This window comes from Flavobacterium anhuiense, assembly GCF_001705175.1.
In the GTDB taxonomy this organism is placed as follows: domain Bacteria; phylum Bacteroidota; class Bacteroidia; order Flavobacteriales; family Flavobacteriaceae; genus Flavobacterium; species Flavobacterium anhuiense.
In genome coordinates this window covers 2,343,801-2,362,693 of the sequence record NZ_CP016907.1, presented here as the reverse complement: position 1 = coordinate 2,362,693, position 18,893 = coordinate 2,343,801, and the positions used below count along the sequence as shown (strand labels likewise).

General features: G+C 37.0%; 15 protein-coding genes, 3 tRNA genes and 3 rRNA genes. 6 read left to right on the top strand and 15 right to left on the bottom strand.

Going from position 1 to position 18,893, the window contains the following annotated elements; translation table 11 throughout:
- The first annotated feature begins 122 nt into the window (after nt 1-122).
- Complete coding sequence (locus BB050_RS10160) at nt 123-1,349, top strand: bifunctional folylpolyglutamate synthase/dihydrofolate synthase (protein ID WP_066035132.1); 1,227 nt, start codon at nt 123-125, stop codon at nt 1,347-1,349.
- Nucleotides 1,350-1,527: 178 nt separating this feature from the next.
- Nucleotides 1,528-1,602, top strand: a tRNA-Val gene (locus BB050_RS10155).
- A 656-nt stretch (nt 1,603-2,258) separates the two neighbouring features.
- Here BB050_RS10155 and BB050_RS10150 read toward each other — a convergent pair.
- A complete protein-coding gene (locus BB050_RS10150) occupies nt 2,259-2,618 on the bottom strand; it encodes a MerR family transcriptional regulator (protein ID WP_066033494.1) in 360 nt (119 codons plus the stop codon).
- Between the two features lie 404 nt (nt 2,619-3,022).
- Between BB050_RS10150 and BB050_RS10145 the strand changes: the two genes are divergently transcribed.
- Nucleotides 3,023-3,586, top strand: coding sequence for an adenylate kinase family protein (locus BB050_RS10145; protein ID WP_066033493.1), 564 nt, complete (start codon nt 3,023-3,025; stop codon nt 3,584-3,586).
- A 66-nt stretch (nt 3,587-3,652) separates the two neighbouring features.
- On the opposite strand, the gene BB050_RS10140 is transcribed toward BB050_RS10145, so the two are convergent.
- Both BB050_RS10140 and BB050_RS10135 read right to left on the bottom strand, forming a co-directional pair.
- A complete protein-coding gene (locus tag BB050_RS10140) occupies nt 3,653-4,081 on the bottom strand; it encodes a hypothetical protein (protein ID WP_066033492.1) in 429 nt (142 codons plus the stop codon).
- Nucleotides 4,082-4,105: 24 nt separating this feature from the next.
- Nucleotides 4,106-5,200, bottom strand: coding sequence for an acyltransferase family protein (locus tag BB050_RS10135; RefSeq protein ID WP_066033491.1), 1,095 nt, complete (start codon nt 5,198-5,200; stop codon nt 4,106-4,108).
- A 343-nt stretch (nt 5,201-5,543) separates the two neighbouring features.
- Between BB050_RS10135 and BB050_RS10130 the strand changes: the two genes are divergently transcribed.
- A complete protein-coding gene (locus tag BB050_RS10130; protein WP_066033490.1) occupies nt 5,544-6,434 on the top strand; it encodes a DMT family transporter in 891 nt (296 codons plus the stop codon).
- A gap of 57 nt (nt 6,435-6,491) precedes the next feature.
- Here the strand turns inward: BB050_RS10130 and BB050_RS10125 are convergent, their stop codons facing one another.
- The 11 genes from BB050_RS10125 to BB050_RS10075 all read right to left on the bottom strand — a co-directional run bounded on the left by BB050_RS10125 (nt 6,492) and on the right by BB050_RS10075 (nt 16,816).
- Nucleotides 6,492-7,085: a YdeI/OmpD-associated family protein gene (locus BB050_RS10125; protein ID WP_066033489.1), complete on the bottom strand. Its 594-nt coding sequence runs from the start codon at nt 7,083-7,085 to the stop codon at nt 6,492-6,494.
- Between the two features lie 143 nt (nt 7,086-7,228).
- Nucleotides 7,229-7,897, bottom strand: a complete 669-nt coding sequence (gene lpxA / locus BB050_RS10120; protein WP_236940437.1) for an acyl-ACP--UDP-N-acetylglucosamine O-acyltransferase — start codon at nt 7,895-7,897, stop codon at nt 7,229-7,231.
- Between the two features lie 63 nt (nt 7,898-7,960).
- Nucleotides 7,961-8,524: a Crp/Fnr family transcriptional regulator gene (locus tag BB050_RS10115; protein WP_066033488.1), complete on the bottom strand. Its 564-nt coding sequence runs from the start codon at nt 8,522-8,524 to the stop codon at nt 7,961-7,963.
- A gap of 388 nt (nt 8,525-8,912) precedes the next feature.
- A 5S ribosomal RNA gene (gene rrf / locus BB050_RS10110) occupies nt 8,913-9,022 on the bottom strand.
- Between the two features lie 144 nt (nt 9,023-9,166).
- Nucleotides 9,167-12,049, bottom strand: a 23S ribosomal RNA gene (locus BB050_RS10105).
- 136 nt (nt 12,050-12,185) lie between these two features.
- A tRNA-Ala gene (locus BB050_RS10100) sits at nt 12,186-12,259 on the bottom strand.
- Between the two features lie 91 nt (nt 12,260-12,350).
- Nucleotides 12,351-12,424: transfer RNA gene (locus BB050_RS10095), tRNA-Ile, on the bottom strand.
- Between the two features lie 128 nt (nt 12,425-12,552).
- Nucleotides 12,553-14,066, bottom strand: a 16S ribosomal RNA gene (locus tag BB050_RS10090).
- The 16S, 23S and 5S rRNA genes sit together here with 2 tRNA genes alongside, the layout of an rRNA operon.
- A gap of 527 nt (nt 14,067-14,593) precedes the next feature.
- Complete coding sequence (locus tag BB050_RS10085; protein WP_123906992.1) at nt 14,594-14,875, bottom strand: hypothetical protein; 282 nt, start codon at nt 14,873-14,875, stop codon at nt 14,594-14,596.
- Between the two features lie 121 nt (nt 14,876-14,996).
- Nucleotides 14,997-16,232, bottom strand: coding sequence for an ABC transporter permease (locus tag BB050_RS10080; RefSeq protein ID WP_066033486.1), 1,236 nt, complete (start codon nt 16,230-16,232; stop codon nt 14,997-14,999).
- Nucleotides 16,233-16,321: 89 nt separating this feature from the next.
- Nucleotides 16,322-16,816 carry a YkgJ family cysteine cluster protein gene (locus BB050_RS10075; protein WP_066033485.1) on the bottom strand — a complete coding sequence of 165 codons (495 nt, stop codon included), beginning with the start codon at nt 16,814-16,816 and terminating at the stop codon, nt 16,322-16,324.
- 71 nt (nt 16,817-16,887) lie between these two features.
- Here BB050_RS10075 and BB050_RS10070 point away from each other — a divergent pair, with 71 nt between their 5' ends.
- Together BB050_RS10070 and BB050_RS10065 are read left to right on the top strand one after the other, a co-directional pair.
- A complete protein-coding gene (locus tag BB050_RS10070) occupies nt 16,888-17,595 on the top strand; it encodes a class I SAM-dependent methyltransferase (protein WP_066033484.1) in 708 nt (235 codons plus the stop codon).
- 16 nt (nt 17,596-17,611) lie between these two features.
- Nucleotides 17,612-18,130, top strand: coding sequence for a YfiT family bacillithiol transferase (locus BB050_RS10065; RefSeq protein ID WP_418251619.1), 519 nt, complete (start codon nt 17,612-17,614; stop codon nt 18,128-18,130).
- Between the two features lie 101 nt (nt 18,131-18,231).
- Here BB050_RS10065 and BB050_RS10060 read toward each other — a convergent pair whose 3' ends face one another.
- Complete coding sequence (locus BB050_RS10060) at nt 18,232-18,864, bottom strand: 7-carboxy-7-deazaguanine synthase QueE (RefSeq protein ID WP_066033483.1); 633 nt, start codon at nt 18,862-18,864, stop codon at nt 18,232-18,234.
- Nucleotides 18,865-18,893: the final 29 nt, after the last annotated feature.

Sequence of the window (18,893 nt, the reverse complement as noted above, 5' to 3'; positions counted from 1 at the left end):
TCTGGTTTTTAATAATTAATTCTAAAAAATATTTGAAATTTGCAATAAAGATAATTTTCGCTGTAATATTAAACTACAAAAATCGAAATTTATTTCAATCAACAACCATTTTATCTAAACAAATGAACTATCAAGAGACTACCAATTGGATGTTTAATCAGCTTCCAATGTACCAATTGCAAGGTGCTTCTGCGTATAAAGAAGATTTAACGAATATCAAATTATTGGCAGCCCATCTTGATAATCCGCAGAATGAGCTAAAGTGCATTCATGTAGCAGGAACAAACGGAAAAGGTTCTACTTCGCACATGCTTTCTTCTGTTCTGCAAGAAGCAGGTTACAAAGTAGGTTTGTATACTTCTCCACACTTAAAAGATTTTAGAGAAAGAATTAAAATCAACGGTAAAGAAATCTCAGAAGATTTTGTTATTGAATTTACTGCAAAACATAAATCTTTTTTTGAAGCTAATGATATGAGTTTCTTCGAAATGTCAGTCGGATTGGCTTTTGATTATTTTGCTGCTGAAAAAGTTGATATTGCGATTATCGAAGTTGGTCTTGGCGGAAGACTAGATGCGACTAATATTATCACGCCTTTGGTTTCGGTAATTACCAATATTGGTTTAGATCATACACAATTTTTAGGAAATACACTGGAAGCGATTGCCGGCGAAAAAGCGGGAATTATTAAACCGAATATTCCTGTAGTTATTGGCGAATATACAGATGAAACTAAACCAGTTTTTTTGGCTAAAGCCGAAGAAAACAACGCACCAATTTATTTTGCTTCAGATTTAATTGACCAAATTTATTTATCTGATTTGATTGGAGATTATCAGTTTCACAACAAAAAAACGGTTCAGCAGACGATATCGATTTTGAATAATGAAACCGATTTTAAAATTTCCATAGAACAATTAAAAGAAGGTTTACTGAATGTTGTAAAAAATACTGGCTTACAAGGCAGATGGCAACAATTGGGAGAAAACCCTAAAATTATTTGCGACACTGCTCACAACAAACACGGATTATCGGTTGTAATGAATCAGCTGAAAAACGAGAAATACGAAAAACTGCATATTGTTTTGGGCGTTGTGAACGATAAAGATTTGGATTCTATTTTGCCGCTTTTCCCAAAAGAAGCTCACTATTATTTCTGCCATCCGAATTCGTCACGAGCTTTGCCGGCTGAAACTTTAAAAAATGCAGCTGAAAAATTCGGTTTAATAGGAGAAAAATACGATTCTGTTGAAATCGCTTTCGTGGAAGCAAAGAAAAACGCCTCAGAAAATGATTTTATTTACGTTGGCGGAAGCACTTTTGTTGTTGCCGAATTGCCTTTGAACTAAAATATACTTTTGATGTAGAAAAAACTTCAAAAAAATCATTTTAATAACAAATTCATAAACAAGGAGATATAAACTATTTTTAAAAAAGTTTTATTTTTTATTCGAATTTCTTTGCAGAACTCAAAAACTAGCGTATATTTGCACTCGCAATCACAAACGATAGCAACCTAGTAAAATAGGGCGATTAGCTCAGCTGGTTCAGAGCACCTCGTTTACACCGAGGGGGTCGGGGGTTCGAACCCCTCATCGCCCACAGAATTTTAAAAACTCCAAAGTCACTTGATTTTGGAGTTTTTTTGTCGTTATAAATTTAAAAACAGTGATTAGACAAGGAAGCTCAGAGCATTCCGATTTTTCATCGGAAGTGGTCGGGGGTTCGAACCCCTCATCGCCCACAGAATTTTAAAAACTCCAAAGTCACTTGATTTTGGAGTTTTTTTTTGCCGTTATAAATTTAAAAACAGGGATTAGACAAGGAAGTTCAGAGCATTCCGATTTTTCATCGGAAGTGGTCGGGGGTTCGAACCCCTCATCGCCCACAGAATTTTAAAAACTCCAAAGTCACTTGATTTTGGAGTTTTTTTTTGCCGTTATAAATTTAAAAACAGGGATTAGACAAGGAAGTTCAGAGCATTCCGATTTTTCATCGGAAGTGGTCGGGGGTTCGAACCCCTCATCGCCCACAGAATTTTAAAAACTCCAAAGTCACTTGATTTTGGAGTTTTTTTTTGCCGTTATAAATTTAAAAACAGGGATTAGACAAGGAAGCTCAGAGCATTCCGATTTTCATCGGAAGTGGTCGGGGGTTCGAACCTTCCGATAAAAAATCGGAACAAGCTATCATCGCCCACCAAGAAACTCCTTAAGAAATTAAGGAGTTTTTTTACTTACCTGATTGAAAGCAAATTATCATTCATTATTTTTTATTTTCTCACATACTTTTTCAAGAAGATTCTTGGTCTGCTTGAAATATTTCATTTTATCATCAATCTCTTTTATTTTGGCTTGAAAAAGCTCGAGTGTTTCTGGTTTCGAATCTGTTGTTTCGAACCAGCTAATTAATATTTTCTTTATTTCCGCCAAAGTAAATCCGACCTCTCTTGCTTCTATAATGATTTCTAGACGCTCAATAGTATTAGCATCGTAGTGTTTATAATTATTAGAAGTCACCTTTTCGTCTGCCAATCCCTTAATCATTCCCAAATTTTCGTAATATCTAATCGTATGAATTGACAATCCTGTTTTTTTTGATAATTCGTTTACTAGCATAATTTTATTTTTGAAAAACTACAAAGTATAGAGTATAGTCTATACTATTTAGATACAAATATACCAATTATTTTTACTTTTAAAATTTCAAAACACGAGAAATGAGATTTCAAATAAAAAACTCCATTATTTTTAGTTAAGCTTTTTTTGAAATTATAAAGAAGCTTTATTTCAATTTCGTCAGCGCTTAGAATTTCTCAGCAAAAACTCACATTAAAAAAGTCTATTGCTAGCTGATGAACTGCTATACATTTCTAAAATTACCTGCAAATGCCTCAACCCCTAAGGTTTTTATTATGCAAAAGCATATTTTTTTTCTTGTAAATTTGTGATTCCTTGTAAAATCAGAATACCGCATTCACAACTATAAAACTCGAAAAAGAATTAAACGCTTTACAAACAATATGGAAATATTAATAATTACAGGCCCTCCATATTCTGGTAAGGGCACGCAATGCGAAATCTTAAAAGACGAACTTCATTTTGAACACATTTCAACTGGAGATAGATGCCGTTTGGAAAAACAAAATGAAACGGAAATTGGAAAAATAATGTCTCAATATGAAGAAAAAGGAGACTTGGTTCCTGACTCAATAATGAAAGATCTTTTTAGCAAAATATTGGATGAAAATATCGCTGCTAAAGGAATCATTTTAGACGGTTATCCAAGAACTGAACCGCAAGTAAATGATTTATTAGAACTCGTTAAATCTAAAAATCTAGAAATTGGAAAAGTAATTAATATTGACGTTCCAAAAGAAGAACTTTTAAAAAGAGCACAGAAAAGAGCCGAAACTTCTAACAGAAAAGATGACAAAGATGTTAATATTCACCTTAAAAGAATTGCAGTTTTTGAAAGTTCAACCAGACCAGCAATCGAATATATGAAGTCCAAAATTAAAGTTTTAACTTTTGACGGAATGGGCACAATTGAAGAAATAACAAAACGAATTAAGGATAATTTGTAAAAGAACATAAACACCAAAAAACTACTTATTTTCTTGGAGAGTTTTTTATTTTTATATTTTCAAGTATTAAAACTTATACTTTTCGAATAGTTCTTCTGAGTTTAAACTAAACTCTTTTACCTTTTCACCACAAAAATTATAAACTATTACTTTTCCTGATTCTTTGCCAACGATACAAATAACCTCATGTATCTCTTTATCAACAATTAACAATCTATGGAATTTCCGAAACAGATACTCATCACCTGTTTCAGTTGATTTCATTACAGCTTTTATTAATATTTCCCCTTTTTCATCTATAATCTCATCAATTCGTTTAACCTTTTTATCATTAGTTTTTCTAAAGAAGAAACGCTTATATCTTGACTTAAACTGAACCTTTTGATGAACTTCTTTTTCTTTACAATTAGGAATCGTAATCTCTATATCTTTTGCCTCAATATTTTGAAATAACACAAGAAAAAGAACAAATGATAGTAGATTTCTTTTTAGCAAACCATAATTCTTTTTTTTAGAATTTTATCGTACAAATTTTTGCTTTCTTTTAGCATTTAAAAAATTCCTAAATGGAATATCATAAACCACCATCACTAAATATGCAAAACCAACTAGCAGAATCACAGAAGTTACGACTATCAAAGTCAATTGTGTTGTATCTGGTTTGTAATTGGTATAATAATTTCCAAACATCCATAAAACCGCATAATGCGTCATATAAAGCGGATACGATATTTGGCCAGAAAAGATACAAGCTTTTTTTAATCCAGGTTTTAAAACACCTCCAGCTCCTAAAGAAATTAGTAACGGAAAATATAATAATACAACCAAAGGTTCCGAAATCCAATTGTATTCTGAAAACGGCATAATAAAAGCTAATAGCAATAAAATAGTCAATCCACCAAAACCGAGCTTGTTTTTAATAATCCAATTGGATCTATAGATAAGCAATCCTGCTAAAAAAGAATATGAAATTCTCGCACATCCATCCCAAAAAGTTTGTCCGCTCCAGCCTCCTAATAAATTGCCCGAATTATATCCGACATAACAGATTGCAATCGCAGACAATATCGTTAACAGCAATAAAAAACTTCTGGCAATTCTGTAAAGCACAAATGCATAAATGATATTGGCAATATATTCCCAAAACAGTGACCATGCTGGCGCATTAAAACTAAACAAATTGAAACCGCGATCTGCAATAACCGGAAACGGAATAAGAAATATAGAACAGATAAATGTCAAAATAATTTTTCCTGTACTATACAATTCCAAATGACCTCCAAACGGATCAAATAAAAATGCCAACAATCCTAATATTGATCCTGCAATAACTAACGGATGCAATCTTACAATTCTCGATATAAAAAAATGACGAAGTCCCATTTTTGCAATGCGATCATCATAAGCATATCCGATTACAAATCCTGAAAGGCAAAAGAAAAAATCAACAGCTAAAAATCCGTGTCCAATAAAGTTCTGACTCGGATCGGTAAAAATCCATTCCATAAAATGAAACACAACAACAGCAAAAGCTGCGATACCTCTTAATCCGTCTAAAATTTCAAAATACTGTTTTGTTTCAAGAATTACTGCAGTTGATTGGCTTGTACTCATTAGATTGTGGTATACTTGTAATTTGGCAATTTTGTTTCGATGCAAGTTCTACAAATAAATATTCAAATCAAAATCAGATTTATTCGATTCAACTGTTAAAATGTTTGAAGTTTCACATTTAAATAACTTTTTACGTTTTTTCACAGAATGCTTTTTTCCTAATTTTGCTGAAAATCAAATTATATCATGAGTTTTAAAGGCTGTCTTCCTCCTCCAGTAAATTAATAATACGTCTTCAGTATTGACACCTGACCGAACATTCTCGGTCTGTTTTCATTTGTCTTTACCTCAATTCAATTATTAATATTCAAAATATATCCTTCAAAAGGACAGACAGCTTCTTATGAAAAAATCTTATTTGATACTGCATTCTGCAGTTTTACTCGCTGGTTTTACTGGCGTTTTCGGAAAACTTATTTCTCTTAATGAAATCACGTTAGTTTGGTATAGAGTATTCCTTGCCTCAATTATACTATTTTTTATTCTAAAAATATATAATCTGAAAATGCTAAAGTCATTCTCTGAAGCACTAAAAATCTCTAAAGCTGGAGTATTAATTACCATTCACTGGATTTTCTTTTATGCCAGCATTAAATATTCTAACATATCAATTGCCGTTGTGTGTTATTGTTTAACTAGTTTTTTTACTGCTTTTTTTGAACCACTTCTCAATAAAAAGAAATTTAATCTGGTTCAAGTTTTATTAAGCATCCTTACCTTATTAGGAATAAGTCTGATTTTCCATTTTGATTCTTCTTACCAACTTGGAATTTTACTTGGAGTAATTTCTTCTGCATTTGCTGCCTTGTATACTATTTATAACGAAAAACTCCTACAATATTATGATAGCAAACTCATTAATTTTTATCAGATGCTTGGCGGAACATTGGTATTAGGCGCAGCTCTGCCATTTTATTTTTATAATTTTCCAGATCAAACCTTTATTCCAAACTTAAGAGACATATTCCATTTATTGATTCTCGCTTCATGCTGTACGGTTGCCCTTTATGTAATGTTTGCAGAATCCCTTAAAAAGATTCCCGCCTTTACCATAAATCTAACATTCAACCTAGAGCCAATTTATTCCATAATATTAGCCTTTTTATTTTTTAATGAAGGGCAATCGGTCAATTTATCTTTTTACATTGGAATAAGTTTAGTGATGACTTCAGTTTTATTTCAGTCTATTATTTCTATTCGAAAGAAAAACACCATTGAACAGCAAATTTCTTAAACATAAAAACAAAAAACTCCTTTTATACAAAGGAGTTTTTCTTTTATTTATATATTTTTAATCATTCAAGCCTTTCCCATCTAGAATTCTTGAAATATTTTTTTCTACTCTAGCTTCTCTAGTTTTAGATTGTTTAGGTTGAGAAAAATGAAGCAAATACGCTCGCTGTCTACCAGGAGTCAAAGCATAAAAAGCTTTTTTAAAATCAACATCAGAATCAAATTTACTCTGAAGTTCTTCAGCAATTTCAAAATCCGAAACTTTTTTAAGTTCTACTTTCTTTCCCGATTTCTCAATTTCAGCAGCTTCAAAAATATACCTTTTCAAAATTTCTTTTTTCGCCAAAATATCCTCAACATTAGTAAATCGAACTTGACGTGCTGCCTGCACATTATCCGACTGTTGAATCAAAATATTATCCGGATCTTTCATTAAAGCGCCTTTGAAAAACAAAAAAGCGCAATATTCTTTAAAATAATGGATTAATACAATATTCGCTTTTTCAAAAGTATAACAAGGAGATCCCCATTTCAATTCTTCAGACAAATGACAATCTAAAACAATTTTTCTCATTTCTTTAATTTCAGCTTTCCATTTCTCAACCTTTTCAAAATAAAAATCAACTTTAGAGTTTGTGCTATATTTTGTCATAATGGATTAGTTTAATAAGTATATAAATTTAGCATTTTATATATTTAAAACTCAAAACCTTTAATAATTCCTCTTTTGGATTGATGAACGAAATTTAAAATCTTGGTCCTTTCAACAGTTTCTTCAAACCTTTCCGCAATTAATTATAAAGCAAATTTGGTATTTCTCCTCTCTTGAAATAAAACCCTATAAATTGATCTAAGTTCATCAATTTTGTAAGAGTCAAACCCTCTTCTTCTTAAACCAATAGTATTTAATCCCGCAAACCTCAAAGGTTCATGTGCAGCAATAATATAAGGCGGAACATCTTTTACTACTCGACTCAAACCGCTAATCATAGCATGTTCACCTATAACCGAAAATTGATGTATTGCAGTTAATCCGCTGATATTTGCCCAATCTTGAACAATTACTTCACCAGCCATGCCAACGCTAAATCCAATAATAGAATTATTACCTATTACACAATCATGGCCGATATGAGCGTTGGACATAATCAGATTAGAATTGCCAATACTTGTTTTACCTTTAGAAACTGTCCCTTTATTAATCGTAACAAATTCTCTAATTATATTGTTATCACCAATTTCTAGAAGTGTATATTCTGCTTTATATTTTAAATCTTGAGGAATTCCGCCCAAAACTGCATTTGAATGAATCTGGCAATTTTCACCTATTCTTGAACCGCTTAAAATTGTTACATGATTTCCTATCTGAACATTATTGCCAATTACAACATCTTCTTCAATAGGTACACCATTTTCAATATTATCTCCAAGAATAGCATTTTTATCAATAAAAGTATCTCTCAATTTTTACATCTTTAATTAGCTACAAAAATTGAAAAACTATAAATACTTTTTATTGATGTAATGTCAAACAATCGAAGCCCGAATCCTACTCAAAGTTTCTTGACTTACGCCAATTAATGAGGCAATGTGCTTCAATTTGGCTTTCTTTATAATTTGAGGAAATGACTCTAAAAGAAATAAGTACTTTTTCTCCGCGGTCATTAATCGAAATAAATGATTAAACTCATTTATGGTAGAAAGATAATATCTAAGCTGTTTAATATGAAACTTTACAAATAACGGATATTCCAATAAAACCTGCTCATCTGAATAAGATAAGGAATAGAGAATTGTTTCTTCGCAAGTTTGAAAACTCTCATAAGATGGCTTTTGCTCAAAAAAACTGCTCATTGAAGTTACAAATTGATTATCGGTATAGATCCACTTCGTAACTTCTTCCCCATCTTCAATATAAAATCTTCTAACCGCTCCTGATTTAATAAAATAGATTTTGTCGCATATCTTTCCTTCTACTATAATAAACTGGCCTTTTTTAAAAGTTTCTTCGACAAAACTTTTTTTAATCGCAAGCCCTGTTTCCACATCTAATTCTTGAAAACTATTTATAATTTGAATTAGCTCTTCCATCTATTTTATTTTCATGATAAATCAAATTTAAAACGAAATTAATATAAAAACTAAACTCGATTAAGAAAATACTATTTTTAGCTTATTACAATAGCTATAAAGAACTATTAATGAAAAATTGACAAGCAATACTTATAATTTAAAATTAATGCAATTAAAAGACAAAAATCAACTACAAGAATAAATAGTTTTATTGGTATGGCGTTTCCCTTTGGGTTGTGTTGTCCGCTGTATCTTTTGCGGGAGGAACGACAGGGAAAAAAGAGGCTCTGCGTGCCCCGCAAAAGGATGCCGCTTCCATCACTAACGCGGCTGGTTGGGGCAGCTTTTTTCAAAATCATATAAAAACAGAAAACCCCGTTTCGTTTAGAAACAGGGTTTTTCAAAAGAAAGGCGACGACATACTCTCCCACATGACTGCAGTACCATCTGCGCTGGCGGGCTTAACTTCTCTGTTCGGGATGGGAAGAGGTGAGCCCCGCCGCAATAACCACCTTAAGGCTATTCGCTGCAAGCAGCTTCCGACTGTTAATTATCAATTGTAAATTATCAATCAGACAATATCTTAACATACTGGGATAAAGAAACAAAGAGTTTTTTTTAGAAAGTTCTCTCCCCCGATCTGCATCGGGGGAAAAGGGTGTGCATAAGCTTACGGATTATTAGTACTGCTCGACTGTGACATTACTGCCTTTACATCTGCAGCCTATCAACGTGGTCATCTTCCACGATCCTTAAAAGAAATCTCATCTTGTGGTGGGTTTCGCGCTTATATGCTTTCAGCGCTTATCCCTTCCAAACGTAGCTACTCTGCGGTGCCCCTGGCGGGACAACAGATACACTAGAGGTTTGTCCAATTCGGTCCTCTCGTACTAGAATCAGATCCACTCAAATTTCTAACGCCCGCAGTAGATAGAGACCGAACTGTCTCACGACGTTCTGAACCCAGCTCGCGTGCCACTTTAATGGGCGAACAGCCCAACCCTTGGGACCTTCTCCAGCCCCAGGATGTGACGAGCCGACATCGAGGTGCCAAACCCCCCCGTCGATATGAGCTCTTGGGGGAGATCAGCCTGTTATCCCCGGCGTACCTTTTATCCTTTGAGCGATGGCCCTTCCATGCGGAACCACCGGATCACTATGCTCTACTTTCGTACCTGATCGACCTGTATGTCTCTCAGTCAAGCTCCCTTATGCCATTGCACTCTGCGCACGGTTACCAAGCGTGCTGAGGGAACCTTTAGAAGCCTCCGTTACTCTTTTGGAGGCGACCACCCCAGTCAAACTACCCACCAAGCACTGTCCCCCGCAATACGGGGTTAGGCCTCAGATAAACAAAGGGTTGTATTTCAACAATGACTCCAAAGCGCCTGGCGACGCCCCTTCACAGTCTCCAACCTATCCTACACATCATTTATCCAAGGTCAATACTAAGCTATAGTAAAGGTGCACAGGGTCTTTTCGTCCCACTGCGGGTAAACGGCATCTTCACCGTTACTACAATTTCACCGAGCTCATGGCTGAGACAGTGTCCAGATCGTTACACCATTCGTGCAGGTCGGAACTTACCCGACAAGGAATTTCGCTACCTTAGGACCGTTATAGTTACGGCCGCCGTTTACTGGGGCTTCAATTCAATGCTTCTCCGAAGATAACATCTCCTCTTAACCTTCCAGCACCGGGCAGGTGTCAGGCCCTATACTTCATCTTGCGATTTTGCAGAGCCCTGTGTTTTTGATAAACAGTCGCCTGGACCTCTTCACTGCGGCCCCGATTGCTCGGGGCGACCTTTCTCCCGAAGTTACAGGTCTATTTTGCCTAATTCCTTAGCCATGAATCTCTCGAGCACCTTAGGATTCTCTCCTCAACTACCTGTGTCGGTTTACGGTACTGGTTCTTACTGCCTGAAGTTTAGAGGTTTTTCTTGGAAGCCCTTAGGCGCGCTATCTCTTTGTCCGAAGACTCCGAGTACTATCGCATTTCGCCATCTTCTACGGATTTGCCTATAGAAGATATAGCTAGGTGCTTTAACGGACTATTCCGTCAGTCCGCGGCGCTTTCATCACTCCGTCACCCCATCACAGCAATAAGAAGTACGGGAATATTAACCCGTTGGCCATCGACTGCCCCTTTCGGGTTCGCCTTAGGTCCAGACTAACCCACAGCTGATTAGCATAGCTGTGGAAACCTTAGTTTTTCGGTGTGCGGGTTTCTCGCCCGCATTATCGTTACTTATGCCTACATTTTCTTTTCTGACCGGTCCAGCATACCTTACGATACACCTTCAGCCCTGTCAGAATGCTCCCCTACCACTTGCACATACATGCAAATCCATAGCTTCGGTAATATGCTTATGCCCGATTATTATCCATGCTCGTCCGCTCGACTAGTGAGCTGTTACGCACTCTTTAAATGAATGGCTGCTTCCAAGCCAACATCCTAGCTGTCTGGGCAGACAAACCTCGTTCTTTCAACTTAGCATATATTTGGGGACCTTAGCTGATGGTCTGGGTTCTTTCCCTCTCGGACTTGGACCTTAGCACCCAAGCCCTCACTGCTGGTAAACATTATATAGCATTCGGAGTTTGTCAGGAATTGGTAGGCGGTGAAGCCCCCGCATCCAATCAGTAGCTCTACCTCTATATAACTATATCCAGCGCTGCACCTAAATGCATTTCGGGGAGTACGAGCTATTTCCGAGTTTGATTGGCCTTTCACCCCTACCCACAGGTCATCCGAAGACTTTTCAACGTCAACCGGTTCGGTCCTCCACTGTGTGTTACCACAGCTTCAACCTGCCCATGGGTAGATCACACGGTTTCGCGTCTAACACTACTGACTAAAGCGCCCTATTCAGACTCGCTTTCGCTGCGGATCCATGGCTTAACCACTTATCCTTGCCAGCAGCGTTAACTCGTAGGCTCATTATGCAAAAGGCACGCCGTCACCCCACGAAAGGGCTCCGACCGCTTGTAGGCGCATGGTTTCAGGATCTATTTCACTCCGTTATTCACGGTTCTTTTCACCTTTCCCTCACGGTACTGGTTCACTATCGGTCTCTCAGGAGTATTTAGCCTTAGCGGATGGTCCCGCCGAATTCAGACAGGGTTTCACGTGCCCCGCCCTACTCAGGATACCGCTATCCATTACATTTGTTGCCCGTACGGGGCTGTCACCCTCTATGGCGCTCCTTTCCAGAAGCTTCCGGTTCCTCATGCATGGAATCTCGCGGTCCTACAACCCCAACTATGCCGTAACATAATTGGTTTGGGCTAATCCGCGTTCGCTCGCCACTACTTACGGAATCACTTTTGTTTTCTTCTCCTCCGCCTACTTAGATGTTTCAGTTCAGCGGGTTTGCCCACCTATCGGTGTGCTATATCTTCAATATAGCGGGTTGCCCCATTCGGATATCTGCGGATCAACCGGTGTGTGCCCGTCCCCGCAGCTTTTCGCAGCTTATCACGTCCTTCATCGCCTCTGAGAGCCTAGGCATCCCCCATGCGCCCTTATTTTGCTTATTGCACCAATCTTGTCCGTTAGAACAAGACCGTTTTGTTTTGTTTTCATCATTGCTGATAAAAACGCTTTCTACTTTCTTATTATTTTCTTATCCCAATATGTCAATGAACTTTTATCTACCGTTTTTACGATAGTTTCGTGGAGAATAACGGAGTCGAACCGTTGACCTCCTGCGTGCAAGGCAGGCGCTCTAGCCAGCTGAGCTAATCCCCCAAATCTAATGATGAATTGTGAATTATGAATTATGAATTAATATTCATAACGCTTCAACTCTAGAATTTCCTTCTCTTCAAGCTTTAAAAAGTAGTCCCGGGCAGACTCGAACTGCCGACCCCTACATTATCAGTGTAGTACTCTAACCAGCTGAGCTACGAGACTCTGTTTTTTTACTTAAAAGTTTATTTCTTTAAATTAACAGCAAGAGTAATGCAATTTCAAGACCCAAAACCTATAGCCAGGCATCTCATTTCCCCAGCGTGCCTTCCGGCTAACACATGGGGCTCTAGAAAGGAGGTGTTCCAGCCGCACCTTCCGGTACGGCTACCTTGTTACGACTTAGCCCTAGTTACCAGTTTTACCCTAGGCAGCTCCTTGCGGTCACCGACTTCAGGCACCCCCAGCTTCCATGGCTTGACGGGCGGTGTGTACAAGGCCCGGGAACGTATTCACCGGATCATGGCTGATATCCGATTACTAGCGATTCCAGCTTCACGGAGTCGAGTTGCAGACTCCGATCCGAACTGTGACCGGCTTTATAGATTCGCTCCCCCTCGCGGGGTGGCTGCTCTCTGTACCGGCCATTGTAGCACGTGTGTAGCCCAAGGCGTAAGGGCCGTGATGATTTGACGTCATCCCCACCTTCCTCACAGTTTGCACTGGCAGTCTTGCTAGAGTTCCCGACATGACTCGCTGGCAACTAACAACAGGGGTTGCGCTCGTTATAGGACTTAACCTGACACCTCACGGCACGAGCTGACGACAACCATGCAGCACCTTGTAGACCGTCTTGCGAAAGGTCTGTTTCCAAACCGGTCAGTCTGCATTTAAGCCTTGGTAAGGTTCCTCGCGTATCATCGAATTAAACCACATGCTCCACCGCTTGTGCGGGCCCCCGTCAATTCCTTTGAGTTTCAAACTTGCGTTCGTACTCCCCAGGTGGGATACTTATCACTTTCGCTTAGCCACTGAACTTGCGCCCAACAGCTAGTATCCATCGTTTACGGCGTGGACTACCAGGGTATCTAATCCTGTTCGCTACCCACGCTTTCGTCCATCAGCGTCAATCCATTGGTAGCAACCTGCCTTCGCAATTGGTATTCCATGTAATCTCTAAGCATTTCACCGCTACACTACATATTCTAGTTGCTTCCCAATAATTCAAGTCCAGCAGTATCAATGGCCGTTCCACCGTTGAGCGATGGGCTTTCACCACTGACTTACAAGACCGCCTACAGACCCTTTAAACCCAATGATTCCGGATAACGCTTGGATCCTCCGTATTACCGCGGCTGCTGGCACGGAGTTAGCCGATCCTTATTCTTACGGTACCGTCAAGCTCCTACACGTAGGAGGGTTTCTTCCCGTACAAAAGCAGTTTACAATCCATAGGACCGTCATCCTGCACGCGGCATGGCTGGTTCAGGCTTGCGCCCATTGACCAATATTCCTCACTGCTGCCTCCCGTAGGAGTCTGGTCCGTGTCTCAGTACCAGTGTGGGGGATCTCCCTCTCAGGACCCCTACCCATCGTAGCCTTGGTAAGCCGTTACCTTACCAACTAGCTAATGGGACGCATGCTCATCTTCCACCGTTGTGACTTTAATCATATCCCGATGCCGGGTCATGATGCTATGAGGTATTAATCCAAATTTCTCTGGGCTATCCCTCTGTGGAAGGCAGATTGCATACGCGTTACGCACCCGTGCGCCGGTCTCAAGGCCCGAAGGCCTCTACCCCTCGACTTGCATGTGTTAAGCCTGCCGCTAGCGTTCATCCTGAGCCAGGATCAAACTCTTCATCGTATATTTTAATATTATATAGTCGATGCTCTATCTATCGGTTCTCTTCGAATCTCTCGATTCCATTACTCTTATTCTATATTGTTTTGAAATCTCTTTCAAAACGGCTGTCAATTCAATATGTCTACGAACGTAATTTTGTTTCCTCCGCTTGTTTCTCAAAGCGGGTGCAAAACTAAAACTTCTTTTTGTTTCTCGCAAGAAAAACTTGAAAAATTTTTGAAGCTTTCTTATCGCTCCAGTTTCTCAACTTTTTCTTCCAATCTTTCAATGAGCTTCCGTGTTTTGCGGGGTGCAAATGTAAAAAGCTTTTTCTTTTCCCGCAAGCTTTTTCCAATCTTTTTTTTCGAAAATCTCTTTTCTCAAATATCTTAAAGCTGCCGGAATGTCTAAGAGCGTTTTTCGCCGTTGCGGGTGCAAAAGTAGAACCTTTTTCCGCTTTTCCAACACTTTTCCCAGACTTTTTTCAATCTTTTTTCAAGTTATTTCTTAACTGTCTCATAACAGACGCTTTACATTTTGGATATTTTTCACCGCGCGTAAGGTTTTTCCTGATTCGGCTGGCATTTTCTTATTTTATCGGGTTTTCCGATATCCGCTTTTAGTGGATCTTCAGCCTTTGGAGAGATTTTCAGGCATTTTTTCATCTTTCCAAAATCTTCCATTTCCCGAAATGCCTCTCCTGAAACCGCATCCATAGCCCCGATAGGAGCGGAAATCCTTTTTATGGCGGGGTTCGCCATAAAAAGATTGCAGCGGATAGCGGGAAACAGCTCCTTATCAACAGCAAAACTGCAATGGTGAAATTCCAAATTGCAAAACTGGATACTCTTCAATCCGCTAAGCATGACAAAACACACTTATATTATATATAGATAAAAAGACAAATCCGACAGGTTTACCTGTCGGATTACATATGCTTAGCTTTATTATCTAATCGAAGCGAATGGCTTTTACTGGAGATATCTTCGTTATTATATATGAAGGAATTAATAATACCAAAAAACAAACAGTAATAGTAAGCAAGTTTAATAGGAGTATATAAATCCAATTTAGATAGACTGGAGCTTGATTGACATAATAATTTTCGGGATTGAGCTGGATTACTCCAAATTGCTGTTGGATTAAAAGAATTGAAATACCTATTAGGTTTCCCCAGAACAACCCTCGTAGAATTAAGTAAAAGGCATTATACAAAAATATTTTACGGACTGACCAGTTATTTGCCCCCATCGACTTTAGAATTCCTATCATCTGCGTTCTTTCTAAAATAAGCACCAAGAGCGCCACTACCATATTAATTGTCGCCACCAAAATCATAACCCCTAAAATGATGACGATATTAAAATCAAACAATTGAAGCCAATCAAAAATATAACTGTATTTTTCTACAATGGTTTTTGTATCGAGATTAGAGGAAGTTGATTCGTAAACTTTATTTCCTACAGCTTTAATTTCATTAAAATCTTTAACAAAAATCTCAAATGCCCCAATTTGATCTTCATTCCATTTATTGATTCTCTGAATATGTCGAATGTCACCAATTATATAAGTAGCATCAAAATCTTGAAAACCTGAATTAAATATAGCAGCAATTTTAAATCGGCGACTATTTGGAAGCTTTCCTTGTTCTTCTTTTATAAAAAAGGTATTGAATTGGTCTCCTATTTTCAAATTTAAACGATCTGCCAAAAATCTTGAAATAATAACATCTTCATTTAATGCTTTAGTAAAATCTGGCAATTTACCTTCTACAATATATTCTTTTATATTGTTCCAATCGTAGTCTGCTCCAACTCCTTTGAAAATGATTCCTTCGAATGCATTTTCTGTTCTAATAATTCCAGCTTTACTTGCGACTGCCTGAATATGGCTAACTTCTGGAACTGATTTAAAATTGGGATAGAAATCTTGTTTCTTCGAAATTGGAACTGTTGTAACTTCTGAATTATTATTATCATAATTAGAAATTATAATCTGACCATTGAATGCCGAAACTTTCTCACGAATCTTTTTCTGCAAACCTATTCCTGTCGCTACCGAAACTATCATCATAATAATCCCGATCGCTATGGCAGAAATAGCAATTTTTATAATGGGCGCCGAAATACTGCTTTTGTAATCTTTTGCAGTAATAAGTCTTTTGGCTATAAAATACTCTAAATTCAAGTTATAAGTTATTTAAATTATTCCTTTCTCAAAAGTACGCCTTAAAAAAGGAAATTTGAGATGTTCTTGTAACAATTGCCAGTTTTGATTTATAAAGGCAATTTCTTTTTCATTTCTTCCACTATATTATATGCTGCTGGACAAATTTCAACGTTTTTCAAAGTTAAGTTTGAAATCTGATAAAATTTGTTTCGATCTGTATGAGGAAACTCTCGACAGGCTTTCGGACGAACATCATAAATCATACAATAGTTTTCATTATCCAAAAAAGTACAGGGAACACTTTTCAAAACATAATCTTTGTCTTCATCAATTCGCAAATACTGATCAATAAATTGTTGTGGCTTTTGTCTAAAATGTTTTGAAATCCTCTCGATATCTGCCAGAGTAAATAATGGCCCCGTTGTTTTACAGCAATTAGCACATTTTAAGCAATCCGTTTTCTTAAATTCAGCATCGTGCAAATCCTGCATAATGTAATCTAAATTTTTTGGCGGTTTCTTTTTAAGCTTATCGAAATACTTTTTATTCTCGTTATGCTTATCTTTGGCTAACTTACTTAAGTTATTTAAAATCTGTTTCAAGTTTAATATTTAAAGTTGATTTGCAAAATTAAACAACTTTGACTTGAAACCTTAAACTTTGAACTAAAACAATGAAAGATCTTTTTGGGAAAGCAATATTTGATTTTTACACCAAAAATTCACCTGAAGATATTATCACCGAAACTTCGATTTCTGAAGAAGACGAAATGAGTGTTGAATATCTTTTCCGCACTTATAATGAGATGCCTAAAATTGAGCAAAAGGCTTTGCAATTGGCTAAAGGAAAAATATTAGATGTAGGATGTGGCGCAGGAAGTCACGCTTTATCATTGCAAAATGAACGCAGTTTAGATGTAACTGCCATTGACATTTCAGAAAAAGCGGTTGAAACCTGTCGTCTTAGAGGTATAAAAAATGCTAAGGTTGAAAATATTCTAGATTTTGAAGGAGAAAAATTTGACACAATCCTGCTTTTAATGAACGGAACAGGGATTTTTGGCCAGCTAAAAAACTGCAACAAATATTTATCTAAATTAAAATCCCTTTTAAATCCTGGTGGACAAATTTTAATTGACAGTTCTGACATCATTTATATGTTTGATGAAGATGAAGACGGTGGCAAATGGATTCCGTCTGAAAATTATTATTATGGCGAACTCGTTTTTAACATTAGCTATAAAGGAGAAAAAGAAGAACCTTTTGACTGGTTGTATTTGGATTATAATACACTTCAAAATGGAGCAATCGCAAATGGTTTAAACTGTGAGCTTATTCTTGAAGGCGAACATTACGACTATTTAGCCAAACTTTCCATTTAAAACAAACCATAAAACCATGAATGAACTAGATTTAGAAAAATTAAAATATCCGATTGGAAAATTTACAGCTCCAGAGCAATATTCTGCAGAATATATTTCTGAAAAAATCAAAGAAATTGAAAATCTCCCTGAAAAACTCACAAAAGAAACAATTCATTTAACCGACGAACAACTGGATACTCCTTATAGACCTGGCGGATGGACAGTAAGACAAGTTATTCATCATTGTGCCGAAAGCCATATGAATTGTTACGTTCGTCTAAAATGGGCTTTGACAGAAAACAATCCCGTAATTAAGCCTTATGACGAAGTGCTTTGGTCTGAATTAAGCGACAATCTGACAATGCCAATCCAACCAACCCTAGATTTACTGAAAGGACTTCATTTCAGATTGGGCTATATAATGCGTAGTTTATCAGCATCTGATTTAGAAAAAACTTTTATACATCCTTCTGATAATTCAGAAATTAAACTCAAAAGAATGATCGGAATGCTTGGCATGGAAATCATCACTTGGCGCACATTACTACTTTGAAAAATTATAAAAATTGGAAATAATAAAATGTGTTTACTTTTTACACAGCTTGTATACTTCCATAAAACAGAAAATCTCTTCACTTGAAGAGATTTTCTGTTTTATGGAATATTAAGATATTTATGCGTTTGCAATGAAACTCTCCATTTTGGATTATTCATAACATAATCAACAATAAGTGGAGTCATCTCTTCCTTTTTGCTCCATTCTGGCTGAAGGAATAAAATTGCATTATCGTTTACTAATTCTGCTTGTTCTTCGGCAAAAATAAAATCGTGTTTATTGTAAATAATCACCTTTAACTCGTGAGCATTGTCATACACTGTTTGTGTTGGAAGCTTATTTTTTTTTGGTGAAAGACAAATCCAATCCCAAGTTCCTGATAATGGAAATGCACCAGAAGTTTCAATATGCACTTTTAAATTTTTCTCTTTTAAACGTTCTGTCAAAAGCGTCATATCCCAAGACAAAGGTTCTCCGCCAGTTACAACAACTGTATCAGCGTATTTTGCAGCATTTTCAACAATTAAATCTACTTTCGTTGGAGGATGAATCTCGGCATTCCAGCTTTCTTTCACATCGCACCAATGACATCCCACATCACATCCACCAATTCTAATAAAGTAAGCCGCTCTTCCTGTATGCGAACCCTCTCCCTGAATGGTATAAAATTCTTCCATCAAAGGAAGCATTGCTCCTTTATTTACTTCTAATTGTATTTCTTTCGGTAACATTATATTATTTTAAGAGTGCAAAGATAGTC

Bases quoted from the DNA above. Each gene is read 5' to 3' on its own strand.
- BB050_RS10160 (WP_066035132.1), top strand. From the start codon at position 123: ATGAACTATCAAGAGACTACCAATTGGATGTTTAATCAGCTTCCAATG.
- BB050_RS10150 (WP_066033494.1), bottom strand. From the start codon at position 2,618: ATGCTAGTAAACGAATTATCAAAAAAAACAGGATTGTCAATTCATACG.
- BB050_RS10145 (WP_066033493.1), top strand. From the start codon at position 3,023: ATGGAAATATTAATAATTACAGGCCCTCCATATTCTGGTAAGGGCACG.
- BB050_RS10135 (WP_066033491.1), bottom strand. From the start codon at position 5,200: ATGAGTACAAGCCAATCAACTGCAGTAATTCTTGAAACAAAACAGTAT.
- BB050_RS10130 (WP_066033490.1), top strand. From the start codon at position 5,544: ATGAAAAAATCTTATTTGATACTGCATTCTGCAGTTTTACTCGCTGGT.
- BB050_RS10125 (WP_066033489.1), bottom strand. From the start codon at position 7,085: ATGACAAAATATAGCACAAACTCTAAAGTTGATTTTTATTTTGAAAAG.
- BB050_RS10115 (WP_066033488.1), bottom strand. From the start codon at position 8,524: ATGGAAGAGCTAATTCAAATTATAAATAGTTTTCAAGAATTAGATGTG.
- BB050_RS10070 (WP_066033484.1), top strand. From the start codon at position 16,888: ATGAAAGATCTTTTTGGGAAAGCAATATTTGATTTTTACACCAAAAAT.
- BB050_RS10065 (WP_418251619.1), top strand. From the start codon at position 17,612: ATGAATGAACTAGATTTAGAAAAATTAAAATATCCGATTGGAAAATTT.
- BB050_RS10060 (WP_066033483.1), bottom strand. From the start codon at position 18,864: ATGTTACCGAAAGAAATACAATTAGAAGTAAATAAAGGAGCAATGCTT.